The organism is Lacisediminihabitans profunda (assembly GCF_008040105.1).
Classification (GTDB): domain Bacteria; phylum Actinomycetota; class Actinomycetes; order Actinomycetales; family Microbacteriaceae; genus Lacisediminihabitans; species Lacisediminihabitans profunda.
In genome coordinates, this window is sequence record NZ_VRMG01000015.1 from 1 (window position 1) to 25,129 (window position 25,129).

At 62.7% G+C, this 25,129-nt stretch carries 18 protein-coding genes; 9 read left to right on the forward strand and 9 right to left on the reverse strand.

Translation table 11 applies throughout. The annotated features are described in order from the left end of the window. Positions 1-118 precede the first annotated feature (118 nt). The gene (locus FVP33_RS17200; RefSeq protein WP_147784928.1) at positions 119-1,414 is read left to right on the forward strand and encodes an O-antigen ligase family protein; all 1,296 of its coding nucleotides are present in this window, start codon (positions 119-121) and stop codon (positions 1,412-1,414) included. Between the two features lie 59 nt (positions 1,415-1,473). Beyond that, positions 1,474-2,640, forward strand: coding sequence for an acyltransferase family protein (locus FVP33_RS17205; protein WP_147784929.1), 1,167 nt, complete (start codon positions 1,474-1,476; stop codon positions 2,638-2,640). A gap of 652 nt (positions 2,641-3,292) precedes the next feature. On the opposite strand, the gene FVP33_RS17210 is transcribed toward FVP33_RS17205, so the two are convergent. Continuing rightward, positions 3,293-4,489, reverse strand: coding sequence for a hypothetical protein (locus FVP33_RS17210; RefSeq protein WP_147784930.1), 1,197 nt, complete (start codon positions 4,487-4,489; stop codon positions 3,293-3,295). 308 nt (positions 4,490-4,797) lie between these two features. Here FVP33_RS17210 and FVP33_RS17215 point away from each other — a divergent pair, with 308 nt between their 5' ends. From FVP33_RS17215 to asnB, 4 genes are all read left to right on the forward strand, one after another. Next, positions 4,798-5,733 carry an NAD-dependent epimerase/dehydratase family protein gene (locus tag FVP33_RS17215; RefSeq protein ID WP_147784931.1) on the forward strand — a complete coding sequence of 312 codons (936 nt, stop codon included), beginning with the start codon at positions 4,798-4,800 and terminating at the stop codon, positions 5,731-5,733. Further along, entirely contained in the window at positions 5,709-6,959 is a 1,251-nt protein-coding gene (locus FVP33_RS17220) for a glycosyltransferase family 4 protein (RefSeq protein WP_147784932.1), read from the forward strand. Before FVP33_RS17215 ends, FVP33_RS17220 begins: the two co-directional genes overlap by 25 nt. A 62-nt stretch (positions 6,960-7,021) precedes the next feature. After that, on the forward strand, positions 7,022-8,035 hold the full coding sequence (locus FVP33_RS17225; RefSeq protein WP_187270783.1) for a glycosyltransferase: 1,014 nt from the start codon (positions 7,022-7,024) through the stop codon (positions 8,033-8,035). Continuing rightward, positions 8,036-10,003 carry an asparagine synthase (glutamine-hydrolyzing) gene (asnB, locus tag FVP33_RS17230; RefSeq protein WP_147784934.1) on the forward strand — a complete coding sequence of 656 codons (1,968 nt, stop codon included), beginning with the start codon at positions 8,036-8,038 and terminating at the stop codon, positions 10,001-10,003. Here the strand turns inward: asnB and FVP33_RS17235 are convergent. The 7 genes from FVP33_RS17235 to FVP33_RS17265 form a co-directional block, all read right to left on the reverse strand. Beyond that, the gene (locus FVP33_RS17235) at positions 10,000-11,127 is read right to left on the reverse strand and encodes an MATE family efflux transporter (RefSeq protein WP_147784935.1); all 1,128 of its coding nucleotides are present in this window, start codon (positions 11,125-11,127) and stop codon (positions 10,000-10,002) included. The genes asnB and FVP33_RS17235 overlap by 4 nt on opposite strands. Positions 11,128-11,200: 73 nt before the next feature. Next, positions 11,201-12,469 (reverse strand): nucleotide sugar dehydrogenase, encoded by a 1,269-nt coding sequence (locus FVP33_RS17240; protein WP_147784936.1) that lies wholly within the window; start codon positions 12,467-12,469, stop codon positions 11,201-11,203. 77 nt (positions 12,470-12,546) lie between these two features. After that, on the reverse strand, positions 12,547-13,170 hold the full coding sequence (locus FVP33_RS17245) for an acetyltransferase (protein ID WP_246142400.1): 624 nt from the start codon (positions 13,168-13,170) through the stop codon (positions 12,547-12,549). Between the two features lie 14 nt (positions 13,171-13,184). Next, complete coding sequence (locus tag FVP33_RS17250; protein ID WP_147784938.1) at positions 13,185-13,829, reverse strand: sugar transferase; 645 nt, start codon at positions 13,827-13,829, stop codon at positions 13,185-13,187. Then, a complete protein-coding gene (locus FVP33_RS17255; RefSeq protein WP_222706784.1) occupies positions 13,826-14,962 on the reverse strand; it encodes a DegT/DnrJ/EryC1/StrS family aminotransferase in 1,137 nt (378 codons plus the stop codon). The genes FVP33_RS17250 and FVP33_RS17255 overlap by 4 nt, the downstream gene beginning before the upstream one ends. Beyond that, the gene (locus FVP33_RS17260; protein ID WP_246142401.1) at positions 14,959-16,764 is read right to left on the reverse strand and encodes a polysaccharide biosynthesis protein; all 1,806 of its coding nucleotides are present in this window, start codon (positions 16,762-16,764) and stop codon (positions 14,959-14,961) included. Before FVP33_RS17260 ends, FVP33_RS17255 begins: the two co-directional genes overlap by 4 nt. A 304-nt stretch (positions 16,765-17,068) precedes the next feature. Beyond that, a complete protein-coding gene (locus tag FVP33_RS17265) occupies positions 17,069-19,447 on the reverse strand; it encodes an FG-GAP-like repeat-containing protein (RefSeq protein WP_147784940.1) in 2,379 nt (792 codons plus the stop codon). A gap of 252 nt (positions 19,448-19,699) precedes the next feature. Here FVP33_RS17265 and FVP33_RS17270 point away from each other — a divergent pair, with 252 nt between their 5' ends. Continuing rightward, positions 19,700-21,139 (forward strand): MBOAT family O-acyltransferase, encoded by a 1,440-nt coding sequence (locus FVP33_RS17270; protein WP_147784941.1) that lies wholly within the window; start codon positions 19,700-19,702, stop codon positions 21,137-21,139. Between the two features lie 7 nt (positions 21,140-21,146). Then, positions 21,147-22,436 (forward strand): alginate O-acetyltransferase AlgX-related protein, encoded by a 1,290-nt coding sequence (locus FVP33_RS17275; protein ID WP_147784942.1) that lies wholly within the window; start codon positions 21,147-21,149, stop codon positions 22,434-22,436. A gap of 19 nt (positions 22,437-22,455) precedes the next feature. Here FVP33_RS17275 and FVP33_RS17280 read toward each other — a convergent pair whose 3' ends face one another. Continuing rightward, entirely contained in the window at positions 22,456-24,012 is a 1,557-nt protein-coding gene (locus FVP33_RS17280) for a DUF2142 domain-containing protein (RefSeq protein WP_147784943.1), read from the reverse strand. A gap of 126 nt (positions 24,013-24,138) precedes the next feature. Here FVP33_RS17280 and FVP33_RS17285 point away from each other — a divergent pair, with 126 nt between their 5' ends. Continuing rightward, on the forward strand, positions 24,139-25,125 hold the full coding sequence (locus FVP33_RS17285; protein WP_147784944.1) for a glycosyltransferase family 2 protein: 987 nt from the start codon (positions 24,139-24,141) through the stop codon (positions 25,123-25,125). The last annotated feature ends 4 nt before the right edge of the window (positions 25,126-25,129 follow it).

The window sequence follows — 25,129 nt, forward strand, 5'->3', positions numbered from 1 at the left end:
CTAAACCCAGGCCGAATCAATGTGAGCGACGGCTATCAATGGCTGACCGCGCGATCGAGCGCGACGCGACTGGTTCCGCAGTCTAGCCAGACCAAGCGGCGCTGTACGATCTGGAGTCATGCGACGATTCGACTGGGCGAACATTTGCCGCTGGATGATAACGATCGCCCTCGGCTACGTGATGTTCCTTCCGGTGGGGCACAACACAATTCTGTTGCCATCTCTCGGGTTGATCTTCGCCGCTTCGCTGACTCTCGCAATCAAGGGTCGGCGCACGATCGCGGGTCCAGCAGCCATACCCATCCTCATCGTGATCGCTGTCGGCGTGTACGGGAGCCTGATCGGAATTAGCAATCCCGGTGTGGCAAACGGTGCCCTGGTTTGGATTGTCGCACCGATCCTATTCGGCACGTGGGTGTGGGCTGGTGACAAGAAACTGATCCGTATGGTGATGTTCGCCGCAGTGATCGTCACGATCCTGATCTCAGTGATCGCCGTCGCATATGTCGCGTTGTCGATGGCGGGCATCCGCGTGCCCCAGTGGATCGTGACCCAGTTGGAGTTGAACTACAACGGGAACTCATTCGGGGCGACCGCGATAACTCTTTACGGATTGTCGACTTTGGTTGCGACTGGTCCGATGTGGCTTACCGCCTCATTGCTGCCACAACATCCCCTGCTACCGAAGAAGCCGTTGGTGATGGTCGCTGGAGCTCTGTCGCTTCTCGTGTCGTTGTTAGCCGGCCGGTCAGCGCTCACCGTCGTTGCGATTGTTGTTCCCGTGGGCGCGTGGGTAGTGTGGCGAATCTACTCGCGCCGCCTGCCCCGCAGTCTTCGAATGAAGATCGCACCACTTGGTGTCGTGGTTGTCGTTATCGTCGGAATTCTAGGTGCAGCAGCGGTCGGCACCAACGGCTTCACCCGCGCGCTGAAGCGCCTGATCTCCGTGGTCACGGGAACCGGACAGACGATCAGCGAGAAGATCCGTGCCGAACAGAGCGACCAACTCGTGCACGCATGGTTTAACTCGCCTATCTTCGGGCATGGGTTCGGCGCGACGATCGCCGGCTACTCTCGCGAAGAGGCACGGCCGTGGAACTTCGAGCTTCAATATCACCTGATCCTCTTTCAGGTCGGCTTGCTCGGGGCGGTCGTCCTTGCCATTGGGGTGACGTTCGCGATCTTGGGTCTTTGGCGGGCAGTCCGCATGCAACCGGCTATGCTCGCGCCAGTGCTCGTGGCTGCCGCTGGTGCTGCGGCGATGCTCGTGGCGAACGCAAGCAACCCATATCTTCAAGCCCCAGGCAACATGTGGCCGGTCTACTTCGTACTGATGATGCTCAATGTGAGTCTCGTGCCGAAACGCAATGCCGAGGGCCAAGAGCCAAGCGTTCCGGTGGCCGCTATCAACTAGTCGACCCGCCGACACTCACCTTGGCACGAGACGATTCATCCTCGCCGTAATATGAGCGCATGGGGGATCAGGTTCTACGCGCGCCGGCCATCAATTCGGAGCGATACCGATCGCTTGATGGCCTCCGGGGAATAGCTGCGGTGGTCGTACTGCTCCATCACTCGCTGCTGCTCGTCCCAGCTCTCGCGGCGCCCTACTACCAGACCCACGGTGTTCGCCAGACTGGCTCGTGGGCGTGGTGGTTGGTCGAGACCCCCCTTCACCTGATTTGGGAAGGCAAGGCGGCCGTCTACGTCTTCTTTGTGTTGAGCGGGATCGTCCTGACCCTCCCAGTCTTGAACTCGACAAGGTTCTCGTGGCGCGCGTTCTACCCGCAACGCCTGATCCGCTTGTATCTGCCCGTCTGGGCTGCGGTCGTGTTTGGCGTCCTGACCATAGAGCTTGTTCGACGCTCCGGCGACACCGGGAGCCTGTGGCTGCGGGAACGACTAACCACCGTGACGCCCGGCACATTCATCAAAGACATGACGCTTGTGCTCGGCAACGGCGGACTGGTTTCGCCGTTGTGGTCACTCCGATGGGAGATCCTCTTCTCCCTCGCACTTCCGCTGTTCGTCTGGGCAGCAGCGAAGTGGATCAATCTGAACGTCGCGAAGATTGTACTGTGCCTCGTCGTCGTCTCGGCCGGTGGTGTGACGCAGAATTCGGTCCTCTTGTACCTACCTATGTTCTTGGTCGGCACGGTCATCGCGACAGGCATGCCGGCGCTAAGGCGCATGTCCCAGAGAATTGGTCGGTCACGTTTCGCCGGCCTCACCTGGGGAACCGCGTTCGGGGCTGGGCTGCTTCTGATGACCTCCCACTGGATCGCGCAAGGCCTTGGGGCCTCTGTCGCTGTAGTCGATTCCACGTCCGGGCCAATGCTGGCCGGTGCCTGCGTCGTCGTCGTGAGCGCGATCTTCTGGAAGCCGGTCACCGGGTTCCTCACCAAGCCGGCAGTGCTTTGGCTTGGTCGCATCTCGTTCAGCCTCTACCTGGTCCACGAGCCCATCGTCGTGGCATCTGGCTACTTGTTCGGACCGAATCACGAGTGGCTTGGGATCCTCTGCACGATTCCCGCCGCCGTACTCGCCGGCTGGCTGTTCTACACGTTCGTCGAGAAGCCGAGCCACAGGCTTGCGAAGGTGGTTCGGGCTCGCATGAGTCCACACGCCACCGTCGTTTAGACGGTCGCACTTTTCGATCTCGGCAGCTTCCTTCACACGCCAGCTTCATGACCGCGCCCTCGCGGTTGCAGCGGGATGAGCAACCCGCTCACTGACTAGACCATCCTTTCGATCCATCCAGCCCTGCACACGTCGTGCGGTGCTTTTGCATTTCCACCCGAAGGAGACACCATGCTCAAAACCGAACCCACCGCGCAGGAGACAGTCGAGGAGCAACTCGCGCATGTCGACGAGGAAGGGGACCGCGTCGGCGATACTCTCGGCGGAATCGTGGACCAGCCGTGACCGCCGTGCAGTGGGTCGGCTCGACGCAGTTCCACCCGCAGAACGGCGTCCCGAAGCTCTTGGCGACGCTTCATTCCGACTGTACGATGTGTAGCTAACGGGGCGTTGCCTGATTGCGTTTCAAGTCGCCGCACCCCCGGGGTTCCTTCATCAGCGAGTCGATCGAGCGACTGTTAGCGCTCGCTGGATATCCGATCTGGCTCAGGCGGGTTCAGTCAAAGTCGTAGCACTGACTGTGGGGCCAGCAGAGCCCGGTAAAGAGTCGTGGGTGTTTTGTCACCGAACACTTTTCGAAGCGGTCCGTTTGTTCGATCACATTTCTTGATCGCACAGTCGACACTTTGAGCCAAACCGTCAGCGCGAACCTTCAACTTGGCGCGCGGTCGAGCGGGAGTGCAACATTGGCGGGTTCTTTCACGCCTACACGTCGAACGGGCAACACAGCGATCGGGATAATCATGACTGCAGCTTGGACCCGCAAGCGCTGCATCGTCCCATAGTTGCCGCTGGACACGATCAGGGCAAGGAGGAGAGCCGAAGCTGGAATCAACGCAACCAGAAGGCGGCGACGATGCTTGCTTTGTCTCCAGCCCATAAATACCAGCCACAACAGGAGAATCCATACGATCGCATCGATTGCAAATGCGACGCCAACGCTCGACCACTCCCAGGGGAGCGGCCCGAACAGAACCTTCGGCACGAGCAGGCCGAGAGTTCCGACCGCGGAAACCGGGTCAGCGACTTGGATTGCGGGGAAGTTCCCCGTCCGAGCCGAATGCGCGAGAAGACTCTGGCCGGTGGCGAGCAAATTCGCGCTGTAACCACCGATCACTTTGATCCCCCCGAACAAGACAAGAGCCGCCAGGGCCGCGATGACTATTGGGACGGCGATCCTAACGGCAATGTTGACTTTCCGCGCGAAGACGAGTGCTCCCGCCGCCGCGGCCCCGACTATGAGCGCCGCAGAGCCGCGAACCCACAGCAAAGCGGCCAGGGACGATGCACTGATGAGCAAAGTATGCCAATCAAAGAAACGGTCAACCAAGCAAGCGAAGGACCAGACGATCACCGCGAGCAGTAGCCAAGTAAGAGACTCTCGCAACAACATCCCGCCCCACAGCAAGAAAGGCGGGAAGGCCGAGGCAATCCATGCTCCCGTCTTCGGACTCCCGCCAAAACGCTTCGCGGTGGCGGCGATTACAGGTATCGCAACCGTTGAAGCGGTCACGTTGAGAATAATGCCGAGAGCTGGAATGTGGCCTGCAACGGCGTACAAGGCGGCGAGGAGAAGTGGAAACGCCTCTTTGCCGGCACCCAACGCGGGCAAGGCGCCACTGCCGTGCCACGCGTCCACAATCTGCAGCGCCGAATTGTCGTAGTGGATGGCATCTGGCGCGAAGAGACCCGCAACCACCCAAACACCCAGTGCTGCGACTATCCGCGCACCATATCCAACAAGCATGGGAGTTCGGACAGCAACTCCGATCTCAGAACGCCATGCGATCGCCGCGACGCTGAGCACGCTGAGGATGCAGAAGACCGACACGGGGATAATTTGCTGCACCCGCGCAGTTTAGTCTCGAACCCCTCATGTGCCGGGGAACTACAACTAGCCCCCCTTGGCCGGAGCTCTTCCACACGATCAAGCGGCCTTCGACGGCGACGGCGCCGCACGGTCGCGTGGATCCCGGACTGCAAAGAGGGGTGATGGCAAATTGCATCCCGGCGCAACTGCATGCCAGTCCCGCCAATTCGATTCTCGCGGCGCTGATGCCTTCGCGGCGAGATGCAAAAGCTGAGCGATCTCATGAGACGATGGTTTGAGACGATGCCGGGCCAGTTTTCGGTTCTTCGAATACAGGAAACGAGCACATGAAGGTACTCATCACCGGTGGCGCAGGCTTCATCGGCTCCAATCTCGCACGACACTTCCTTAGGCACGATCCCACCGGAGAAGTGCGGATCCTCGACGACTTAAGCACGGGCCGGATAGAGAACCTAGACGGGCTTGACGTGGACTTCGTCAAGGGTTCGATCCTCGACTACGACCTCTTGGTCGCGACGACTGCAGGCGTAGATTCCGTCGTGCACCTAGCGGCGCTGGGGAGCGTCCCGCGCTCAATTGCGGCGCCTCGCCCCACCCACGAGACCAACATCACCGGAACGCTGAATGTGCTGGAAGCTGCCCGGGAGACGGGGATCGACCATGTCGTTGTGGCTTCATCCAGCTCCGTCTACGGGAGCAATCTCGCGCTTCCCAAGTCGGAATTCGATTGGACTCGACCGATGAGCCCCTATGCGACAAGCAAGTTGGCCACCGAGAGCTATGCGATCGCATACAACTTCTCGTTCGGGTTGAAGACCCTCGCATTCAGGTTCTTCAACGTCTATGGCCCCCGCCAATTCGCAGACCATGTGTATGCGGCGGTGATTCCCAAGTTCATCGACGCCGCTTTGAATGATCGCCCCCTTGTCATCCACGGCGATGGCCTCCAGTCGCGGGACTTCACCTACGTTGGAACCGTGTGTGCTGCCTTGTTTGATGCCGTCAGCAGAAAAGTAACGTCGAAGGATCCCGTGAATTTGGCCTTCGGCACCAACACACCGTTGATCGAGTTGATCCAGGCGATCGAGTCGACCCTCGGCGTCCCGGCACGTGTGCAGCACGTCGAGACCCGCGCAGGAGACGTGCGCGCATCCCGGTCCGACGGGATTCGCATGCGCGAACTCTTTCCTACCGTCGGTCCGACTGCGCTTGGCGTTGGGCTCCGCGAGACGGCCGCGTGGTTTACACAAAGCAGGTCGTGATGGCAGGTGAATCCCGGCGAATTGTGATCGGCGTGACGGTCGACCAGTCGTTCAGGCTCCTCGAAGGCTTCCCTCAGTTCCTTTCTCGCGAAGGCTGGGACGTCCACCTGGTCAGCTCCCCGGGAGCCGGTCTCGAAAAGTTCAGTCACGAGTCGGGGATCACGACTCATTCATTGCCGATGGTTCGGAATCCCTCGCCGCTGAGAGACCTCGTTGCGCTTGCTCGCTGGGTGCGCCTTCTCCGGAGAATTGAACCCGACGTGGTCTCGGTTGGAACCCCGAAGGCGGGGCTATTGGGGTCGATCGCCGGAGCAGCCCTCCGGGTTCCAAATCGTGTCTACATGCTCCGGGGTCTTCGTTTGGAAACGGCGACAGGTGTTGGCTTCGCTGTACTGCGATTCGCCGAGCAGGTGGCCGCTCGTGCCTCACACCGCGTGTTGGCGGTGAGTACGAGCCTTCGCGCAAAAGCAATCGAACTGAATGTCGCGCCCGCGTCGAAGATCGTCGTACTGGGGCGAGGGAGCTCGAATGGTGTTGATATCGCTGCATTCAGTCGAGCCCGCTATGCGTTGTCGGAGCTGCAGGAGCTCTCGCTCAGGCTCGGACTGAAACCAGGGGTGCCGGTAATCGGATTTGTCGGTCGGATGTCCGTCGACAAAGGCCTCCAAGTGCTGACTGAAGCTCGGAAGTTGCTGAGTCAACGGGGAACTGCCCACCAGCTTCTGGTTGTGGGAGGATCGGACACGCAGCCGTCAGTGGCCACAAAGGGGGAAGACCTCCGATCACTTTCGACCGTTTACACCGGGCATGTGCCGGACCCGGAGATCTACTTCCAGGTAATGGACGTGCTGTGCCTCCCTACGTTCCGGGAGGGCTTCCCGAACGTGGTGCTCGAAGCGGGCGCCTCGGGAATTCCGACTGTCACGACGACGGCAACTGGCGCGATCGATTCGGTTGTCGACGGCCGCACCGGACTGATTGCACGAGTGAAGTCGGCTGCAGCCCTCAGCGAGCGACTCGAGGAGATTCTGACGAATGCAGAGCAACGGGAGAGAATGGGGCGTGCCGCCTTCGAATTCGTGAATGACCACTACTCCCGCGAAATCGTCTGGTCACTCACCGAGCAGTTCTACGCATCGATGGTCCTGAACTCCAGCCCCGCGCGAGAGACGCGGAACGATGCCGCATTTCGGCTGGGCCCCGATCGACCAAGAAGCGGCGAATGATGGTTAGTAACCCCTCCCTGGTACTTGTCTCGACGTACGACGAACGAGGGGCGAGTACCCGAGTGCGTCTGTACGACTGGGTGTCTCGACTCAACCTGACGGCGGAGAAGTTCCAGTATCTCGGCCGCCCCACCAACGGTGCCCGTGCCCTCGCGCGAAACCCCCCTGCTTTGGCCAGCGCAGAGATCCGACTTCGCGGGCTGCGTCGGCACATTGGCGAGCAGACCTTGGTGTTGAGTCGCTTGGCCTCCCCACTCAGCTCTGGCACGCTAGAAGAGTCACTCTTGAAACAGGCGAAGCACGGTGTGTACGACTTCGATGATGCCATCTGGTCTGACACCTCCGGGTTGGCGAAGAAGCTCTGGTCGAGAAACTCGTTGTGGCAAAGAGCGGTTCGCGCCGCCGACATTGTGATAGCCGGGAGCGACTACCTCGCTGAGGCAGCTTCAACGATATCTCGCCGGGTCGTAATGATTCCGAGCTGTGTGGAGCCCTCGTTGTACAGTCGAAAGACGACCTTCGATGTGACTGGGCCTCCGAAAGCAGTCTGGATAGGATCGCCGGCCACCGAACAATTCCTCAAACCGCTGCTAACCCCTCTGCTCGAGCTCAACAAGAGATACGGGTTGCGGTTGATTCTCATCGGAGCGACCGCGCCCAATCTCGGCGCAATGGAATCGATGGTCGACCGGCAACCTTGGTCGCTCAGCACGTTCGGGAGCGCGCTGTCGCAGGCCGATTTCGGCATCATGCCCTTGCCAGACAACGAGTACACCCGCGGGAAGTGCTCGTACAAGCTGCTGCAGTACGGGGCAGCGGGCCTCCCGGTAATCGGAAGCCCGGTGGGTGCGAATGCGTCGGTCTTGCAGCGAATGGGCGGCTTGGCCGCGACCACACCCATCGAGTGGTACGACGCCATGGCATCGATTCTGGAAATTGGCGCTGATGAGCGTTTGTTAATGGGGACGCGTGCGCACGAAACAGTGAACCGAGATTTCAGTTTCGATCGCTGGCAGGCTGAGTGGACTGCGGCCGTCGGCCCGGCCTCCGTTCCCAACCCAATTGTCGGTTCCTGAATGTGTGGCATCTGCGGCTATTTTGAAGATCCGCGGGGGCGGAAGACGGACCGCGCCGATGTCCTCCTGATGGCCGATCAGATCACTCACCGAGGGCCGGACGGTGGAGGCGAGTGGATAGACCCCCGAGCGGGTATTGCGCTCGGGCACCGCAGGCTGGCAATCGTTGATCTATCCGAGGCCGGGCATCAGCCGATGGTGTCAGCGTCAGGCAATCTCGTGCTCTCGTACAACGGTGAAATCTACAACCATCTCGATCTGAGGGTGCGCCTGGCCGATTCCGGGCTGGCGCCTGAGTGGAGAGGGCACTCGGACACCGAGACACTCGTGGCGTGCTTCGAAGCCTGGGGCATAGTGAAGACGTTGGACGCCGCAATAGGTATGTTCGCCATCGCTCTCTGGGATCGTGGAGCAAGCGAATTAACGCTTGCACGCGACCGCTTGGGCGAGAAGCCGCTCTACTACGGCTGGCAGGGAGACGCTTTCCTCTTCGGGTCGGAGCTTTCTGCGCTGAAGGCGCACCCGTCGTTCGACGGTGAGATCGACAGGAATTCGATATCGCTACTGCTTCGCCACAACAACGTTCCCGCGCCGTTCAGCATCTACAAAGACATTTTCAAGCTGGAACCGGGTCGCTTCTTCACAATACGGCTAGGGACCGGGCCGCCGGAGGTTGGCGTTGATCAGGCATATTGGAAACTCAACGACGTAGTTGAGAATGGCGAACGAAGTCCCTTCACCGGAAGCGCGGAAGAGTCCGTCGACCTGCTTGAGGACCGACTCGCGACCAGCATCGCCGGTCAAATGATGTCCGACGTGCCGCTTGGTGCGTTCCTGAGCGGTGGAATCGACAGCAGTGCCGTGGTCGCGCTCATGCAGGCTCAATCTTCCACTCCGATTCACACCTTCACCATCGGATCAGACCAGGCGAATTATGACGAGGCGGATCACGCGAAAGCAGTTGCTCGACACTTGGGCACCGATCACACCGAGCTTTACGTCACCTCAGATCTCGCACTGGAGGTGGTGCCGAAGCTCGCGTCCACCTACTCCGAACCGTTCGCGGACAGTTCCCAGATTCCGACCTTTCTCGTGAGCCACTTGGCCTCTCAGTCTGTCACTGTGGCCTTGAGTGGCGACGGCGGCGACGAGCTATTCGGGGGCTACAACCGGTACCTCTCGGCCCAGAAGACATGGTCTCGGATGAGGAAGTTGCCAGCGCCGGTGCGGGCTGCCGCGGTGTCGGCTTTAAGGGGGCTGTCTCCCTCATCGTGGGACCGGCTGGTCGAAGGTCTTGGCCCCTTCCTGCCCCCGTCGCTCCGCATCGCCACGCCTGGCGACAAAGCGCACAAACTGGCCGGGGTAATGCAATCGCCCGACGGACCGTCGTACTACCGGCACCTCACCAGCCACTGGCTGAACCCGGAAGAGGTCGTAATCGGAGCGGACGAACCTGCCACGAAGGTGACGGACTCAACCGCGTGGCCGACCACTGGCTCGCTCGAGACGTGGATGATGGCCATGGACAGCCAGACCTACCTTCCTGACGACATTCTCGCCAAAGTCGATCGCGCGGCAATGGCGAACGGCCTCGAGACACGGGTACCGATGCTCGATCACCGAGTCGTCGAGTTTGCCTGGCAACTACCTCTCGAGATAAAGATCCGTGACGGCGTCGGCAAATGGCCCCTCCGCGAAGTGCTCTTCCGCCACGTGCCGAGAGAGCTAATCGAGCGCCCAAAAATGGGCTTCGGTGTGCCCCTTGACAACTGGCTGCGTGGGCCGCTTCGAGACTGGGCCGAGGCACTACTCGACTCGGATCGTCTAATCGAGGAGGGCTATTTCAGGCCGGCACCCATCCGTGCGATGTGGGCCGATCACCTCAGCGGCAAGCGCAATTGGCAACATCACCTTTGGACAATTCTTATGTTCCAGGCCTGGCTGGAACACGAGAACGCGTTGCGCTAATCGCGCCGGGCAGATCCCGCTCGGAAGGCAAGCCACATCCAGACGAGGCCCGATATGAGGCTCGAGAGGGCAAAGCCCCAGATGGCGCCGTTGAGCCCCAAGACAAGGAAGCCGAGAATCGGCATGAGCACCACGAGCACGGTTTGCACCACACGCCCGCTGACAATCTGAGATCTTGACGCGTTTGTTCGGCAAACAATGTAGTAGAGAGTTCCTACGAGACTGCCGGCGACGAAGATCCCCGATTGCAGGGCAAACGGCTCCAACGAGGTGAGGGTTCCGAGACGGATCCCGATCAACGGCACCAACCAGGCAAGGGCGATGAAGCATCCCGCGGCCAATACGATCGTTGCGGCAGCCACCGCAGCGAGGCTTCGAGGATTGAAAAGCATTCGCGGAGGCGTTCGTCCGAGAGCAGGGCGTATCGGGTCAATGAGCAGCCGGATTGGCAGTGCGACGTTGGAAACGGCACGATAGACACCAAAGCGGGCCGTTCCAAGGAACCCGGCCAGGAGAAATGGCGTGCCGATTGCGCCGAGGTCCATCAGCAAAGAATCAATGAGAAGGGGCTTGATCTGGCTGCCGTGAGACACAACCCAAGACAGCGGTCCGCCGCCGCGGCCGAGTCGAGGTAATCGAAGAAGCACACAGCTAGCAGCAGCGGAGGCGAGCCAAGTAATTGCCACCATTTGCAGACTGTCGAACCCGGCGCCAACGGAGACAACCGCCGAGAGAGCGAACGCGACGATCCCTGCGACATCGGAGAACAACGCTCGCCGGAGTTCGCCTTGTGCCACAGAAAAGTACCGCGCACCGTTTCTATAGAGTGCGCAAATCACTGCAAGGGCGAAGATCCACCAGTGACCGGCCAGGGTGGGCAAGGACACAGCGGCGACAACGACGGCACATCCGAAGACCACGCTCAACGCAAGAAGCGCGCCCGAGAACGCCGGCCACGGCGCCTTTAGTCGCATGCGAGCCCATGCTTCGTTGACGACGGAGTACTGAACTGAGATGCCGAACGCGAAGAGCAAGTACAAGATCGAGAACGCGCCATAACGCGCGGGAGGCAAGACAACGAGGGCGAATACGGCAGTCATCGCACTGTAGACGCCACCGGACACCGCGGATGATGCTAGCCGAAGAACAGAGAATTTCACCGGGGTTATTGCCTCGCCCGAGGGCAGCCGCCCCAAACTACAACCGCTCGACTCTGACACCGGTGATACTGTCCTTCGTGTCGAGTACGGGCGCCGTTGATGCGCTCACGAGCGAGAGGTCAAAATCATCGTGATCGGTGACCACAACCACTACGTCTGAGGAATTGAGCGCTTCGGCTGAGAGAGCGACTCTCCCCACGCCATCCGGCCAGCGATAGTCCTCGACGTGTGAATCCACCGCAGATATTTCAGCCCCGTACTCTGTCAGAAGCTCAATCAGTCGCAGCGACGGCGACTCCCGAATGTCACCCGTGTTCTTCTTATACGCGAGCCCTACCAGCAGTACTCGTGCGCCGTTCAGCGCCTTTTTGTCTCTGTTCAGGATTGCAATCATTCTTTGCACGACATAGTCAGGCATGTGGTCGTTGATATCGTTCGCCAGTTCGATGAATCGGAAGCTCTGCCCTAACTTGCGACGCACCTGCCAAGACAGATAGCTGGGATCGACGGGAAGGCAGTGCCCGCCAACGCCTGGCCCTGGGGTGAACTTCATGAATCCGAAGGGCTTTGTGCCGGCCGCTTCGATGGACTCCCACACGTTCACCCCGAGTTGATGTCCGAAGATGGCGAGCTCGTTCACCAAGGCGATGTTCACGTGGCGAAAGGTGTTTTCAAGAAGCTTCGTCAGCTCTGCTTCCTTGGGCGAACTGACCGGAACCGTTGAGTTGACAAGTCCGTCGTAGAACCCCTTAACTCGCTCAAGGGAAGGCGCGTTGATTCCAGAGACCACCTTGGGCGTTTCGACAAACCCCCAGGTCTTGTTCCCTGGATCAATTCTTTCGGGACTGTATCCAACGTAGAAGTCCACCCCTGCCTTGAGGCCTGATCCCTTTTCCAGAATCGGTACGACGAGTTCCTGCGTCGTTCCGGGGTAAGTCGTCGATTCGAGAATTACGGTCGAACCGATCTTCAGCCGACTAGCGAGGGACTCCGAAGAGCGCTCGATGAAGGTGAGATCCGGGAGCCCCTCGCGAAGGGGCGTCGGAACGGTGATGACCGCGATATCGAAACCCTGAGTATCGTCATAGTCGACCGTTGGCAGGTAACGACCGGTCCCGAGAGCCGTCAACAGCCGCGGGGACGGAACATCGTCGACGTACGATTCGCCCGCTTTGAGACTCGACGTGCGGCGCTCGTCTAGATCGATGCCTACGACGTTGTATCCGACCTCGACGGCGCGCATCGCAACAGGCAATCCGACATAGCCTTGCCCGACGATAACCACGGTTTGGGCGCTGCTTGGCATAAGTCCTCGGTCCTTGATGATTGGGATGGAATGGTAAGTGGTTGGACAACGGAATCGGCGGCTGTGTACCGTCGAATTCAGCGGGCAGGTACGCCCTTTACGGTCGCACCGGGTTCGACGGGGCGAACAACGCAGGCGCTTGCGCCGACGACAGCGTGGTCTCCGACGGTGAGACCTTGAAGAACTACCGCTCCTGCACCGATCAATGCACCCGTGCCGATAGTAACGTCACCCGATATCGTTGCAGCCGGGTTGATCGAGACGTAGTCGCCGATGTCGGCGTCGTGGCCGACCGTTGCGTTGGGGTTCATGTGAACATGAATTCCTACGGAGGAATTCGTGGAGAGCTGGACTCCCCCGCAAACGACCGTTCCTTCGCCGAGCCGGACATGCGAACCAATCCCCGCGCGCGGGTGAACGGCTATAGCTGCCGTGAAACCAAGCCCGTGCAATCGCTCCCCGATACTGCGGCGAATCTCCGGTGATCCGATGCCCACCAGATACTCGACGGAGTTATCACCTTCGATCAACTGATCGATGTCCCCGAGGTACGGAACATCGAGATCACCTAGACGCCGCAGATTCAGCGCGGTGGGAGAATCATCGACAACTCCGAGAACGTCAAAGATCCCGTCCCCGATTCCATTGATGGCTTGCACGACGTCGAGTGCTTCCCGGCCAAACCCGCCTGCACCGATCACTACTAACCTGCGGCTCATTCTGTCTGGGTATTTCGTGGCGAGGACCCGAGGAATTCCGCGGCGGTCGCTTCGCCCTCAGCGGAGATGTCTTCTCTGCGCAACACCGTTTGAACGGTTCGGAGCAGGATTCTCAAGTCCAAGATGAGGCTGCGGCGGTCAACGTATTCCGTGTCAAGGTCGAATTTCTCTTGCCAGGTCAGTGAGTTGCGTCCGCTGACCTGCGCCAGACCGGTGATTCCCGGGCGCACGTCGTGCCTTCGCGCCTGCTCTGGCGTATACCGGTCAAGGTACTGCACAAGCAACGGTCGCGGTCCAACGATGCTCATCTCACCTCTGAATACGTTGACAAGAGTCGGAAGCTCATCCAGGCTCGTAGATCGGAGACCCTGCCCGAACTTAGTGAGGCGCTGTTCGTCGGTGACGAGCCCGCGAGACAGATCGAGGTTCTTCATCGTGCGGAACTTGTAGAGGCGGAATACCTTGCCCTTCAGTCCTGGCCGTTGCTGTGCGAAGAGCACAGGTCGCCCGAGCCTCGCCGCCACAAGCACGCCCACGACGATCATTATCGGCGAGAGCAGAACGAGGGCAATCCCAGACGAACCGATGTCCAGCCCGCGCTTGAGGGCCGAATATGCCGTCCGACGCGCAGAACCGCTCACGCCCGAACGCTCGCGAAGGGTTGGAGGCCTGCGACAACGCGCGAGATCTCGATCTCACTCAACGACGACCCGCTTGGGAGCGTCAAACCCGTCTCGAATAGCCGCTGCGAGTTCCCATTGCGCAGAGAGCCGGAGGCCTCAAACACGGGCTGAAGGTGCATGGGCTTCCACAGCGGCCGGCTCTCGATGTTGTCATCGAGAAGCGCGGCGCTCAACTCTGCCGGGGTCCAGCCGGTCCTCGCCGAATCGACAACGATCGACGTGAGCCAGAAGTTGTCTTCGTGATCGTCCTCGCCACCGAAGACCTCCACTCCATCGACGTCTGCGAAAAGTTCACGATAGACCTCTCGCATCGCCCGCCGTCGCGCGATCATGTCGTCGAGCCGGGTGAGTTGGGCGCGTCCCAGAGCGGCAAGCAGGTTGCTCATGCGGTAGTTGTAGCCGATGTCGACGTGCTCGTAATGAGCAACGGGTTGGCGCGCTTGCGTCGCCAGGTATCGGGTGCGTGCTGCAAGCTCGGCGTCGTCGGTGAGCAGCATGCCCCCGCCAGACGTCGTCATGATCTTGTTGCCATTGAAGGAGATGACGGAAGCAGCGCCGAACGATCCGGCGGCACGCCCTTGATGCCGCGCGCCGAGCGATTCCGCAGCATCCGCCAGAACCGGAATTCCGAACTCCGCCGCAATTGCGCAAATCCGCGTGTAATCGACGGCCTTGCCCAGCAGATCGACGGGCACGATCGCCCCGATGCGCTCGCCGTCGCTCCTGAGTTGCTCGATCGCCTGGCGCAGCAACTGTGGGTGCATGTTGCCGGTCTCGAGCTCGCAATCGATGAAGAACGGTTCCGCCCCGGTGTAGACGATGGCGTTGGCCGTGGCCGCGAATGTCATCGTCGAGGTGAGAACTACGTCCCCGCGCTGGACTCCCAGTCCGAGCAGTCCGAGGTGCAGGGCCGCAGTTCCCGAACTCAACGCCACCGCGTGAGCCACGCCCACTCGCGCGGCGAGTTCGGCTTCGAAGGCGTCTACATCCGGCCCCAGCGGGGCGATCCATCCGGAGCGCATCGCGGCGATCACGTACTGCTCCTCCAACTCCCCGACATCGGGGGAGGACATGTAGATCCGGTCGCTCACCGCGCCGCCTTGCGGCGAGACGATGACGCCGCCGCGAGCGGACGGGTCGGATGACCGCTCAGTCGCGCATGCCAGCCCGCTTTGTCCAAGTGGGTGGGGTCGATCCCGTCGATGGTCGTGTGGGAGATCGACGGGTGCACCGGGCGCTCGTCTGACTCGCGATCACCGATCAACACCTCGTGCAACTTCTCCCCCGCGCGCAAGCCGGTGTAGACGATGGCGATGTCCTTGCCCGACATCTCGATCATGCGCTCTGCCACATCGAGGATGCGCACCGGCTCGCCCATGTCCAGAATGAGCACCTCGCCCGGGCGACCGATTCCGCCGGCCTGCACCACCAGTTGGCAGGCCTCGGGGATGGTCATGAAGAAGCGTGTGACGTCGGGGTGGGTGATGGTGAGCGGGCCGCCCGCCTCGATGAGGGCGGTGAAGGTGGGGAGCATGGAGCCACGGCTGCCGATCACGTTGCCGAATCGCACCGAGAGGTAGCCGAGTCCGGTCTGGTCGGCCGCCCAAGCCGTGAGCTTCTCTGCGACGCGCTTGGAGTGGCCCAGCACGCTCGTGGGATTGGCCGCCTTGTCGGTGGAGATGTTGACGAAGGTGGTGACCCCCACCGCCCTCGCCGCGTTCAGGACGTTGAGCGTGCCGAGCACGTTGGTCTTCCAGGCCTCGTCCGGATACTGCTCGAGCATCGGCAGGTGTTTGAGCGCGGCCGCATGGAACACCACGTCGGGCCGGCGCGCTTGGAAGATCGCCTCGAGCGCCTCGATGTCGCGGATGTCCGCGAGCACCACATCCTTCGTGTCGAGCAGGCCGTGCCCGGAGATCGAGATCTGCGTGCCCTGGAGGCCGGTCTCGTCACGGTCGAGCATGATGAGTTCGCTCGGCTGGAATTTCGAAATCTGGCGACACAGTTCGGATCCGATCGACCCGCCCGCCCCCGTGACGAGCACCTTCTTGCCCTTGAGGTAGCCGGCGATCGACTCCATCTGGGTGTCGACCGGGTGCCTGCCGATCAGGTCCTCGATCGAGATCTCTCGAAGGTCGCGTAGCCGGGACTTGCCGGCGAGTACTTCTTCGAGGGGCGGAAGCACCTTCACGAGCAATCCGGCCTCGGCCGCGTTGTCGGAAATCTCACGCAGGAGGGACGCGTCGGCGTGCGCGATCGTGACCACGAGCACCGTGGCATCCGTGGCTCGCGCCACCGCGTGCAGGTCGGCTCGGGTGCCCATCACCTTCACGCCGTGCACCCACGCGTGTCGCTTGTGCAGGTCGTCGTCGATGATGCCGGCTGGGACGTAGGCCGACCCCTGGTCGGTCTGCATGCGTCGGATGATCGACGCCCCCAGGTGCCCGGCCCCGTAGATGAGCGTCATCTCCGCGCCCTCCGCCGGTTGGGTCGACCGCTCGGCCACCACGCGGCTCACATAGCGGACGCCTCCCGTGAGCACGAAGGCGATGGGCGCCGCAATGAGCACCGTGCTTCGCGGGATTCCGACCTGGTTTCCGAAGAGCAGAATCGGGATGCCGAGGATGACGGTGACGGAGGCCACGGCCCCGAGCAGCGAGACGACCTCGCCGAAGCTGCCGCTGGAGTGGCGGCCTCGGTAGAGGTAGAACGCCCAGCCGAAGACGAATTGCAGCACGACGGCCGCGGCGCAGACGAAGACGAGTGGCAGCCAGGTCACCCGCTCGAGGTCGAGCTCGAAGCGAAGGATGATTCCGATGCCCAGCGCCAAGACCCAGGAGAGCGCATCAAAGGAGTACTGCGTGACGAAACGCGGAACGGTGCCTCTGCGCACACGCGATATCTCGCGCACCACCATATTCGTTTCCTTTTTGGTCCGCCGCCCAGTGGCCTGATTGACGTTCTCGTTCAAGCTGAGTGCCACTCAATTTACCACACGGGCGGATTGCCCCGGAGCCGCGCCCACTCAGAAACGAGCGGATTTCATCAGTTCGGGAAATGCTGTCGAACACGCACCGTCTACTTGGGCTAGACAGAAAAGTGAGTGCACCTGAGTTTGCCACGACTTTGCCGTCCCCACCAATCCCTCGGTGCGTGTTGCTCGAACAGAGGCGGGCAGGAGGCTACGACGACGCGGACTACCCGTTCAGCGTGAAGCCGTTCCAGCCGCTGCCTACCTGCACCTGGGGCAGCCAGCCGCCCTTGCCATCGCCCGGGTACAACCACAGCCGTCCGGCGGAATCGCGGGCCAGCAGATCCTGGTGACCGTCACCGTTGAAGTCGCCGGCGTTCGAGATCGACGTGAACGAACTCCAGCCGCTGCCGACCTGCACCTGCGGCAGCCAGCCGCCCTTGCCATCGCCCGGGTACAACCACAGCCGACCGACCGAATCGCGGGCCAGCACATCCTGGTGACCGTCACCGTTGAAGTCGCCGGCGCCGAAGATGGGGCCGAACGGAGTCCAACCGCTGCCAACCTGTGCCCGAGGCAGCCAGCCGCCCTTGCCGTCCCCCGGATACAGCCACATTCCGCCGCCAGAATCTCGAGCGAGCACGTCTTGATGACCGTCACCGTTGAAATCGCCGACCCCGGATATGGCGGTGTACGTGCTCCAGCCGCTGCCGACCTGCACTCGGGGCAGCCAGCCGCCCTTGCCGTCCCCCGGATACAGCCAGAGGAGCCCTGAGCCGTCGATAGCGAGCGAGTCCCGATGACCGTCGCCGCGGAAGTCACCGACCCCGACGAGGGAGCTGAACTCCTGCCACGATCCGGCCAGTTGCGACGGCGTCAGCCAGCCGCCGCTGCCGTTGCCGGGATACAGCCACAACGCGCCGGTCGAATCCCGGGCGAGAACGTCTTGTTTGCCGTCGCCGTCGAAATCCCCCGTCCCGGGATTGGATAGCACTGGCGCGGCCGCCGCGGGCAACCGCGAGTCGCTCGGGCCGGTCATTGCCGTCATCACATTCCAGCCGGTGCCCACCTGAACCCGCGCCGAGAGCGCACCCTTGCCGTTGCCGGCGAACATCCACAGCGTGCCGCCCGAATCGCGGGCGAAAAGATCCTGGAATCCGTCGCCATTGAAGTCACCGGCATTGACGATGGTCGTGTAAGCACCGAACCCGGCGCCCATCGAGATCGGGGTGAGCCATCCGCCCCTGCCGTCGCCCGGGTAGAGCACGAGCGAGCCCGAGGCGTCACGAACGACCACGTCGGGATGTCCGTCGCCGTTGAAGTCGGCCGATCCGATGATCGTGTCGAAGGCCTGCCAACCGCTGCCGACGCCCCGAGCCGCCAACCAGCCGCCCGTGCCGTTTCCGGGATACAGGATGAGCGCTCCGCTCGTGTCTCGAGCGAGCACGTCGAGGCGGCCGTCGCCGTCGAAGTCGCCGGCGCTCACGATGGCGGAGAATATGTTCCAGCCGCTACCGACTTGGATGCGCGGTGACCATCCGCCCGCACCGTCCCGCGAGTACATCCAGAGCACGCCGCGGGTGTCCCGGGCGAACAGGTCTTGATGCCCATCGCCGTTGAAATCCCCGACGGAGACGAGCGAGGTCATTCCGGTCCAACCGGAACCGACCTGACCCGAGGCGCCAAAGCTTCCCTTGCCGTCCTCGGCGTAGAGCCGAAGGCCGCCCGAGTCATCGCGGGCAAGCATGTACAGGGGTGGCTCGCCGAGACCGGCGTTGGCGAACGCGATCGGCGGTGCACCGACCGTGGAGCCGAACCAGTTGGTGTAGTACACCCAGAAGTTGCGGTTTCCGTAAGAAGAACAGGCATCGCCGGTGCCGGTGACGCTCACCAGCGCCGCGGCGTTCGGCTGGTACGGCGTGTAGTTGTAGAGGGCGGCCGTCGCATAGTTCTGCACGTTGACCAGTCCGCTGCCGCAGGCGCCGTTGGGGCTCCACTGGATGGCGTGGGTGCCGGGCTGCATGCCGAACTTGCTGGCCTTGTAGGTCTTGAGCTGCGCGGTACCGGAATAGACCTGATTACCGAAACCCAGATACTGGGAGTCGCAGAGCGCGGTGTCGGGGCAGGCCATTCCCATCGCGCGGTCGAGCGCCGCCTGGGAGGGCGCCGTCTTCGTCACGAGACCCTGTTCCTTCTGCAGGGTCACCAGAATCACCTTCGCGCTGATGCCACACGCAACCTGGGTGCGATAGATGATCTCCGCCGCGGAGAGCAGGCCACCCGTGAACGTGTCGCACTTGAGCATCCCGGTCGAATCCGACACTGTACGGGGCCTGCTGGCGACATCTGTCACTAGCACGTTGAGACAGGCACCATTCGTACAGGTCCCGATCTTCGCGTTGAGGAAGGCCTGGATGTCGTAGGAGCTCATCGCGCCGGAGTCGTAGAACAGGTCGTCGGAGATGATGGCGCCGGCGTTGAACTCGCTGCCGCTGAGTGCCTCCGCCCTACTCGGGGCGTGCACCGCCAGAACACCCCCGGCCAGCAGCGCCAGCGCCGTCGCCCCCGCGACAAATCGGGCCCGCAAAAACTTTGAACTGTACAACCGGCGACTCCTACCGTATTTCGACGTTCCCCCAGCCAGAACCGTATTCACACCCTAGGCGCAGGAAGGTCGTTTTGTCGTGATTGCGGCACACCTGTTTACCCCCGAAATCTCGGCCCAGATTGAGACTCGCAGGCACCCCGGTTAGGATCGCTTCGGTCAGTTGCGCTCGGTAGCCGCCCTCGGTTGCGCCGATTCCGCCTGCGAACGAGGCCTGTGAGCCTCCCCGTCCCCCACCGCGTTAGGTCCTAGATGTCGTTCGCATCACCGGTATTTCTCTGGTATTTCCTGCCAGCGGTGCTTGCGCTTTACGTGATTCTGCCCAAGACGTGGCGCAACGGTCTGCTGTCGGTGGCGAGTCTGCTCTTCTACGTCTGGGGCGCCGGGGAGTTCGTCTTCCTCCTTCTCGCCTGCATGGCCGTGAATTTCGCCGCGGGCATCCTCATCGATTCGGCCTGGGCGAAGGATCGCCAGAAGAAGAGGCGCGCGATACTGATCGCGGCGATCGTCTTCGACGTGCTCATTCTCGCCATCTGGAAGTACGGCGGCTTCCTCTCGGTGCAGGTGCACAATCTCTCGCAGTCGCTCGGACTCGCCAACACGACGATCATCGCCCTCGCGCTGCCGATCGGCATCTCGTTCTTCACGTTCCACCACATGTCCTATGTGATCGACGTGTATCGCGGATCGCGCACCGCCCAGAAGAGCCCAATCCAGTTCATCACCTACATTGCGATGTTCCCCCAACTCATTGCCGGGCCGATCGTGCGCTACAACGAGATCTCCGACCAGCTCGCCGACACAAATCGCGACCGATGGGCAGACATCTCCCGCGGGCTCCCGCGGTTCGCGCTCGGACTCTCCAAGAAGGTCATCGTGGCCGACTCGGTGTCGCCCATCGCCGATGCCGCGTTCGCCACGGCCAATGGCGACCTCACCTCGTCCGTCGCCTGGCTCGGCGCAATCGCCTACACCGTGCAGATCTACTTCGACTTCTCCGCCTACTCCGACATGGCGATCGGCCTCGGCCAGATGTTCGGGTTCCGGTTGCCCGAGAATTTCAACCGGCCGTACTCCGCCAACAGCATCACCGACTTCTGGCGGCGTTGGCACATGTCGCTTTCGCGCTGGTTCCGCGACTACGTCTACATCTCGCTCGGCGGCAACCGCAACGGCAAGTTCAACACCTACCGCAACCTCATCATCATCTTCTTCCTCACGGGCTTCTGGCACGGCGCGGCCTGGACGTTCGTGGTGTGGGGCATGTACCACGGCGCCCTCATGGTGATCGAACGTCTCACCGGCGTCGGCACCCGCGAGTCAACCAGCACGGCAGAGACGGTCATCAGAAGGGTCATCACCTTCTTCCTCGTCGTGGTGGGCTGGGTCTTCTTCCGCGCCCACGGCATGCAGCAGGTCGGGGCCTTTCTGCACGCCATGTTCTGGCCGACCACCGGACCGATCCCCGACACGATCACGGCCGCCTGGAGCACGCAGGGAGCGATCCTTCTCGCTTTCGGTTTCCTGGTTGTGCTGCTGCCCCCCACCCTCGTCATGGGCCGCGTGATCGAGAACTTCTCCGGCAAGCCCGGCAAGATCTTCCGCGTCGCGGTGATCTGCCTCTTCGCCCCGTACGCGGCGCTCGCCGTCGCCGCGGGCACCTTCAGCCCCTTCCTCTACTTCCAGTTCTGAGACCAGCATGAAAACTCGCAAGCGTCACACCCCATCGCCCACTGCGCGGCGCAGTCGCATCGTCGTGTTCCCGCTGATCGGCGCGCTGGTGCTGTTCTTCGGGCCCGCCGTCGGCTTCGTGCTCGGCGATCGCGCTACCCCGATCGACAACCGGCCGCTCAGCTCGTTCCCCTCCGTGGACGACGGCTGGAAGTTCCTGCCCAAGTTCCAGGCGTGGGCTAATGACTACCTGCCACTTCGCGCCCTGGCCGTGAAGGCCGACACCAAGATCTCCGAGAGGGTCTTCGGAGAAGCCCCCCGCTTCTCGAGCGGCGGAGTCGGCGTCGCCGGGGTGGCCAATGGCACCGGGTCGGGGTCTGGATCCGCCGCCCCCGGCAGCGGCGTGAAGTACCCCCAGGTGCTGACGGGCAGGAACGGCTGGCTCTTCTACGGTTCGGACATCGAGGCGCCGTGCAAGCCCCAGGAAGACATGGCCACTATCGTGGCGGGCTTCCAGAAGCTCTCCGATGCCGCCGCGCAGTCCGGCCGGAAGATGGTGATCGTGATCGCGCCGGACAAGTCGAGCGCGCATCCGGAACTCATGCCGGACACGTATGCCGGCAAGGCGTGCATGCAGAAGCAGAAGACGGCGTTTTGGGCGGCGACCAAGAAGCTCACGGGACCCGGTCTCGTCGATCCGAAGGCGGACCTGGCCGCCTTCGAGAAGAACACCGGACGCTCCGCCTGGCGCAAGTTCGACACCCATTGGGACCCGGAAGGCTCCGCCGTCTTCTCGACGCTCGTCGCCTCTCAGCTCGACCCGTCGTTGCTCTCCTCAACGACCGTCGTACCCGGCCCGGAGGTGCAGAGCGAGGGCGACCTGTCGGCGATGGTCGGCGACCCGAAGTCGGAGCCCGTGGTTTCCGTGACGATTCAGCGGCCGGGCGTGCAGCTCTACAGCAGGGGCAAGCCCATCGGCCCGGACAAGGTACCCGACCTCGGATACTCGCCCCTCACGATCACTGCAAAGTCGACCGGCGCGGCCCTCTACCAGCCGAAGACGGTGCTGCTGGGGGACTCATTCTTCGAGGCGTCACGATCGGAGCTCGCGCCGTTCTTCCGTTCACTGACCTACGTGCACAACATGTCCGGGGACATCCCGGGAGCCACGGCAACCCTGGCTGCCGAGATCGCCGACAGCGACACGATCGTGTACGAACTGGTCGAGCGTGCGGCGGCGGGTGGTTACGTCTCGTACCAGCATCCGGCCAACTTCGACGCCCTCGCCGCGGCCATGCTCAAGAACCCACGAAAGTAGCGCCTCAGGCCGTGCTCGCCTAACGGGCAACCACGCCGAGACCGCTCGCTTCGACGACGACATCGTTCTCGCCGCCCCGTTGGAAGTGCCTGAACACCAGCCACGCGGCGACCGCAGCCCACGCTGCCATGGCCACCGTCAGGGCGATCCAGCCGAGCGGTGGCTGCCAGGCGGGGTTCGTGAGCATGTCGTTGAACGAGCCGTTGACACCCACCGCATAGCGCCGCAGCGTCCACGCGAAGCTCGCCACCTGCCCGATGGCCAGAAGTGCGATCCCCACGGCCGCGAGGCGGCGCGGGCGCCCCGTAACGACCTCCTCCGCCAGGGAGTCGTCGAGAGACAGTCCGCAGGCCACGAGAAGACACACCAGCATCGCGAGCATGTAGCGCCCCTGCCAGATGTATCCGAGCTGGGGGGCGAGGATCGCCTGCACGACCGGTGGCACGACGACCATGACCATGCCGAAGCCGATGGCCACCCATCGTGACCTGCCAGATCCCCATACGAAGGCGACGAGGATCAGCGCCACGATTGCGGCGCTCCACACGATCACACTGAAGGCCGGCGACGGAGTGTCCAGCCAGCCGAAGTCGCCCACGTAGGAACTCGCGAAGTCGAAGGTGCGTACCAGCATGGTTCGAAAGGCCTCAGCGGAACCGGTCGTCTGCGTGCTCGCGAGGTCCGGGGCGAATGGGGTGGGATGGGCGTACCAGAACGCCGCGGCGCCGGATATGGCGGCGGACGCGCCCAGGAGAAGCCAGACGGCGGGAGTTCGGAAGAGTGGCACCAGCGTCTTTCGCGGCGTCACCGCCAGAACCGCACCGACGATCACGAGCGCCCAGAGCAGGGAGATGCTCCGGGTGTTAACCAGCAGAGTGAGGGTCACCAGCGTCAGCACCGTTCTCTCCCAGAGGACCGCACCGCCCAGATTCGACCGCACGAGCGCGAGGAGGGTTGCGAACAGAGCGCCCCCCGAGGCAACCTCTATCGCGTTCGGATTGATGGATCCACACAGGAAGAACACCATCGGGGTGAGACCGACGACCGCGCCAGCCGTCGCCCACCGGGACCGCGAGAGTGTCGACAGCTGCATCACCATCACGGCGAGCGCCGCCGCGCAGAGGAGCGCGTTCACGAACCGCATGCCGTAGAGGGCGACATCGCCATGGAGGAATAGCGTGGGCAGCCCGACGATCGCGTAGTAGACGGGACTATTGTTGCCTGCCGAGGTCCCCGTGGTGACGATGGCCTCCGGGTCGCCGGCAATCGGCACCGCGCAGGCCGGTGTCAGGCGGGGGTGGCGCGCGAAACAGGCCCGCGCCACCATGTCCGCGACGTACGCCGGAACATCGGCTCGCGCCGTCGACGGATTCCCCACCCACGCCTCGGTGACGCTCTCCCCCCGAACCACCGCGGCCGCGCGGATCGCGTGCGCCGGTTCATCCGGCACGGAGGCGAGCGGCGAGCCGAGGGCCCACAGCAACATCGGCGCCAGAAGCACCGCGAACGATACGAGGAATACCCGCCACCGACCGGCGACCCTCTCGGCGTCCCCCGCAATGTGGTCCCCGGTCATCGGCTGACATGCCGGGGGTGTGAGCGCATGGTGGGCAGTCTATCGGTGGCACCCATGGCTCTCGGCCGCTCGACCCGGCCCGGTGCCGCCCGGACTCTGGCGACCGATGGGATATTGTCGGCTGACATGAACACCTTGGTTTCGGTCGCGCTCTGCACCCGAAACGGGGCGGAATTCGTCGAGGCACAACTGCGAAGCATCCTCGACCAGGATCGCCCGCCTGACGAGATCATCGTGTCCGACGATGCGTCCACGGACGAGACCCTCGCCATCGTCGACCGCGTCTTGGGAACACAACCTCCAGGTCGCGCGATTCGCTTTGTGATTCTGCGCAATGCGGTGGCCCTGGGCGTCACCGCAAACTTCGAGAGCGCGATCATGTCCTGCGGCGGCGAGATAATAGCCCTCAGCGACCAAGACGACGTGTGGCACCCGGGCCGTCTCGAGCGCGTGCTGTCGGAGTTCGAGGCGCGCCCTGACGTCGAGTTCTTGTTCTCGGATGCGCGCCTGGTCGATACCGAAGGGCGCGACCTCGGGCTGTCCCTCTTCGACGCCCTCGAGTTCGCGCCGTCCGAGCGCGAACGGGTGCACTCGGGCGACGCCTTCGGCCTGCTCCTCAAGCGGAACCTGGCCACGGGGGCGACAGCCGCCTTCCGCCGGGCACTCCTCACCACGGCGATGCCGATCCCCGAGCCCTGGCTTCACGACGAATGGCTCGCCATTGTCGCTTCTGCCGTCGGCCGAATCGATGCCATCGAGGAACAACTGATCGACTACCGCCAGCACGGGGCGAACGAGATCGGCGTGCAGCGCGCGACGCTGGTGCGCAAGGTGCGAAGGGTGCTGCAGCCACGTGGCTCACGGAACGAAATGCTCGCGCGGCGGTTCGGGGGGCTCGCCCAACGGCTGGAATCACTCGGGCCGCTGGTTCGCCCCGGCGATCTGCAGCGCGCTCAAGTCAAGGCCGCGATGGAGGCGGACCGGGCCGGACTGCCGACATCGCGGTTCGCCCGCCTGCGGCCCGTGCTGGCGAACTATCGAAAGGGCTGGTACGCCGAGTACAGCAGCCAGGGCCGGCTCGACCTGATCCGCGACCTCCTGCAGCCCCATTGATCGG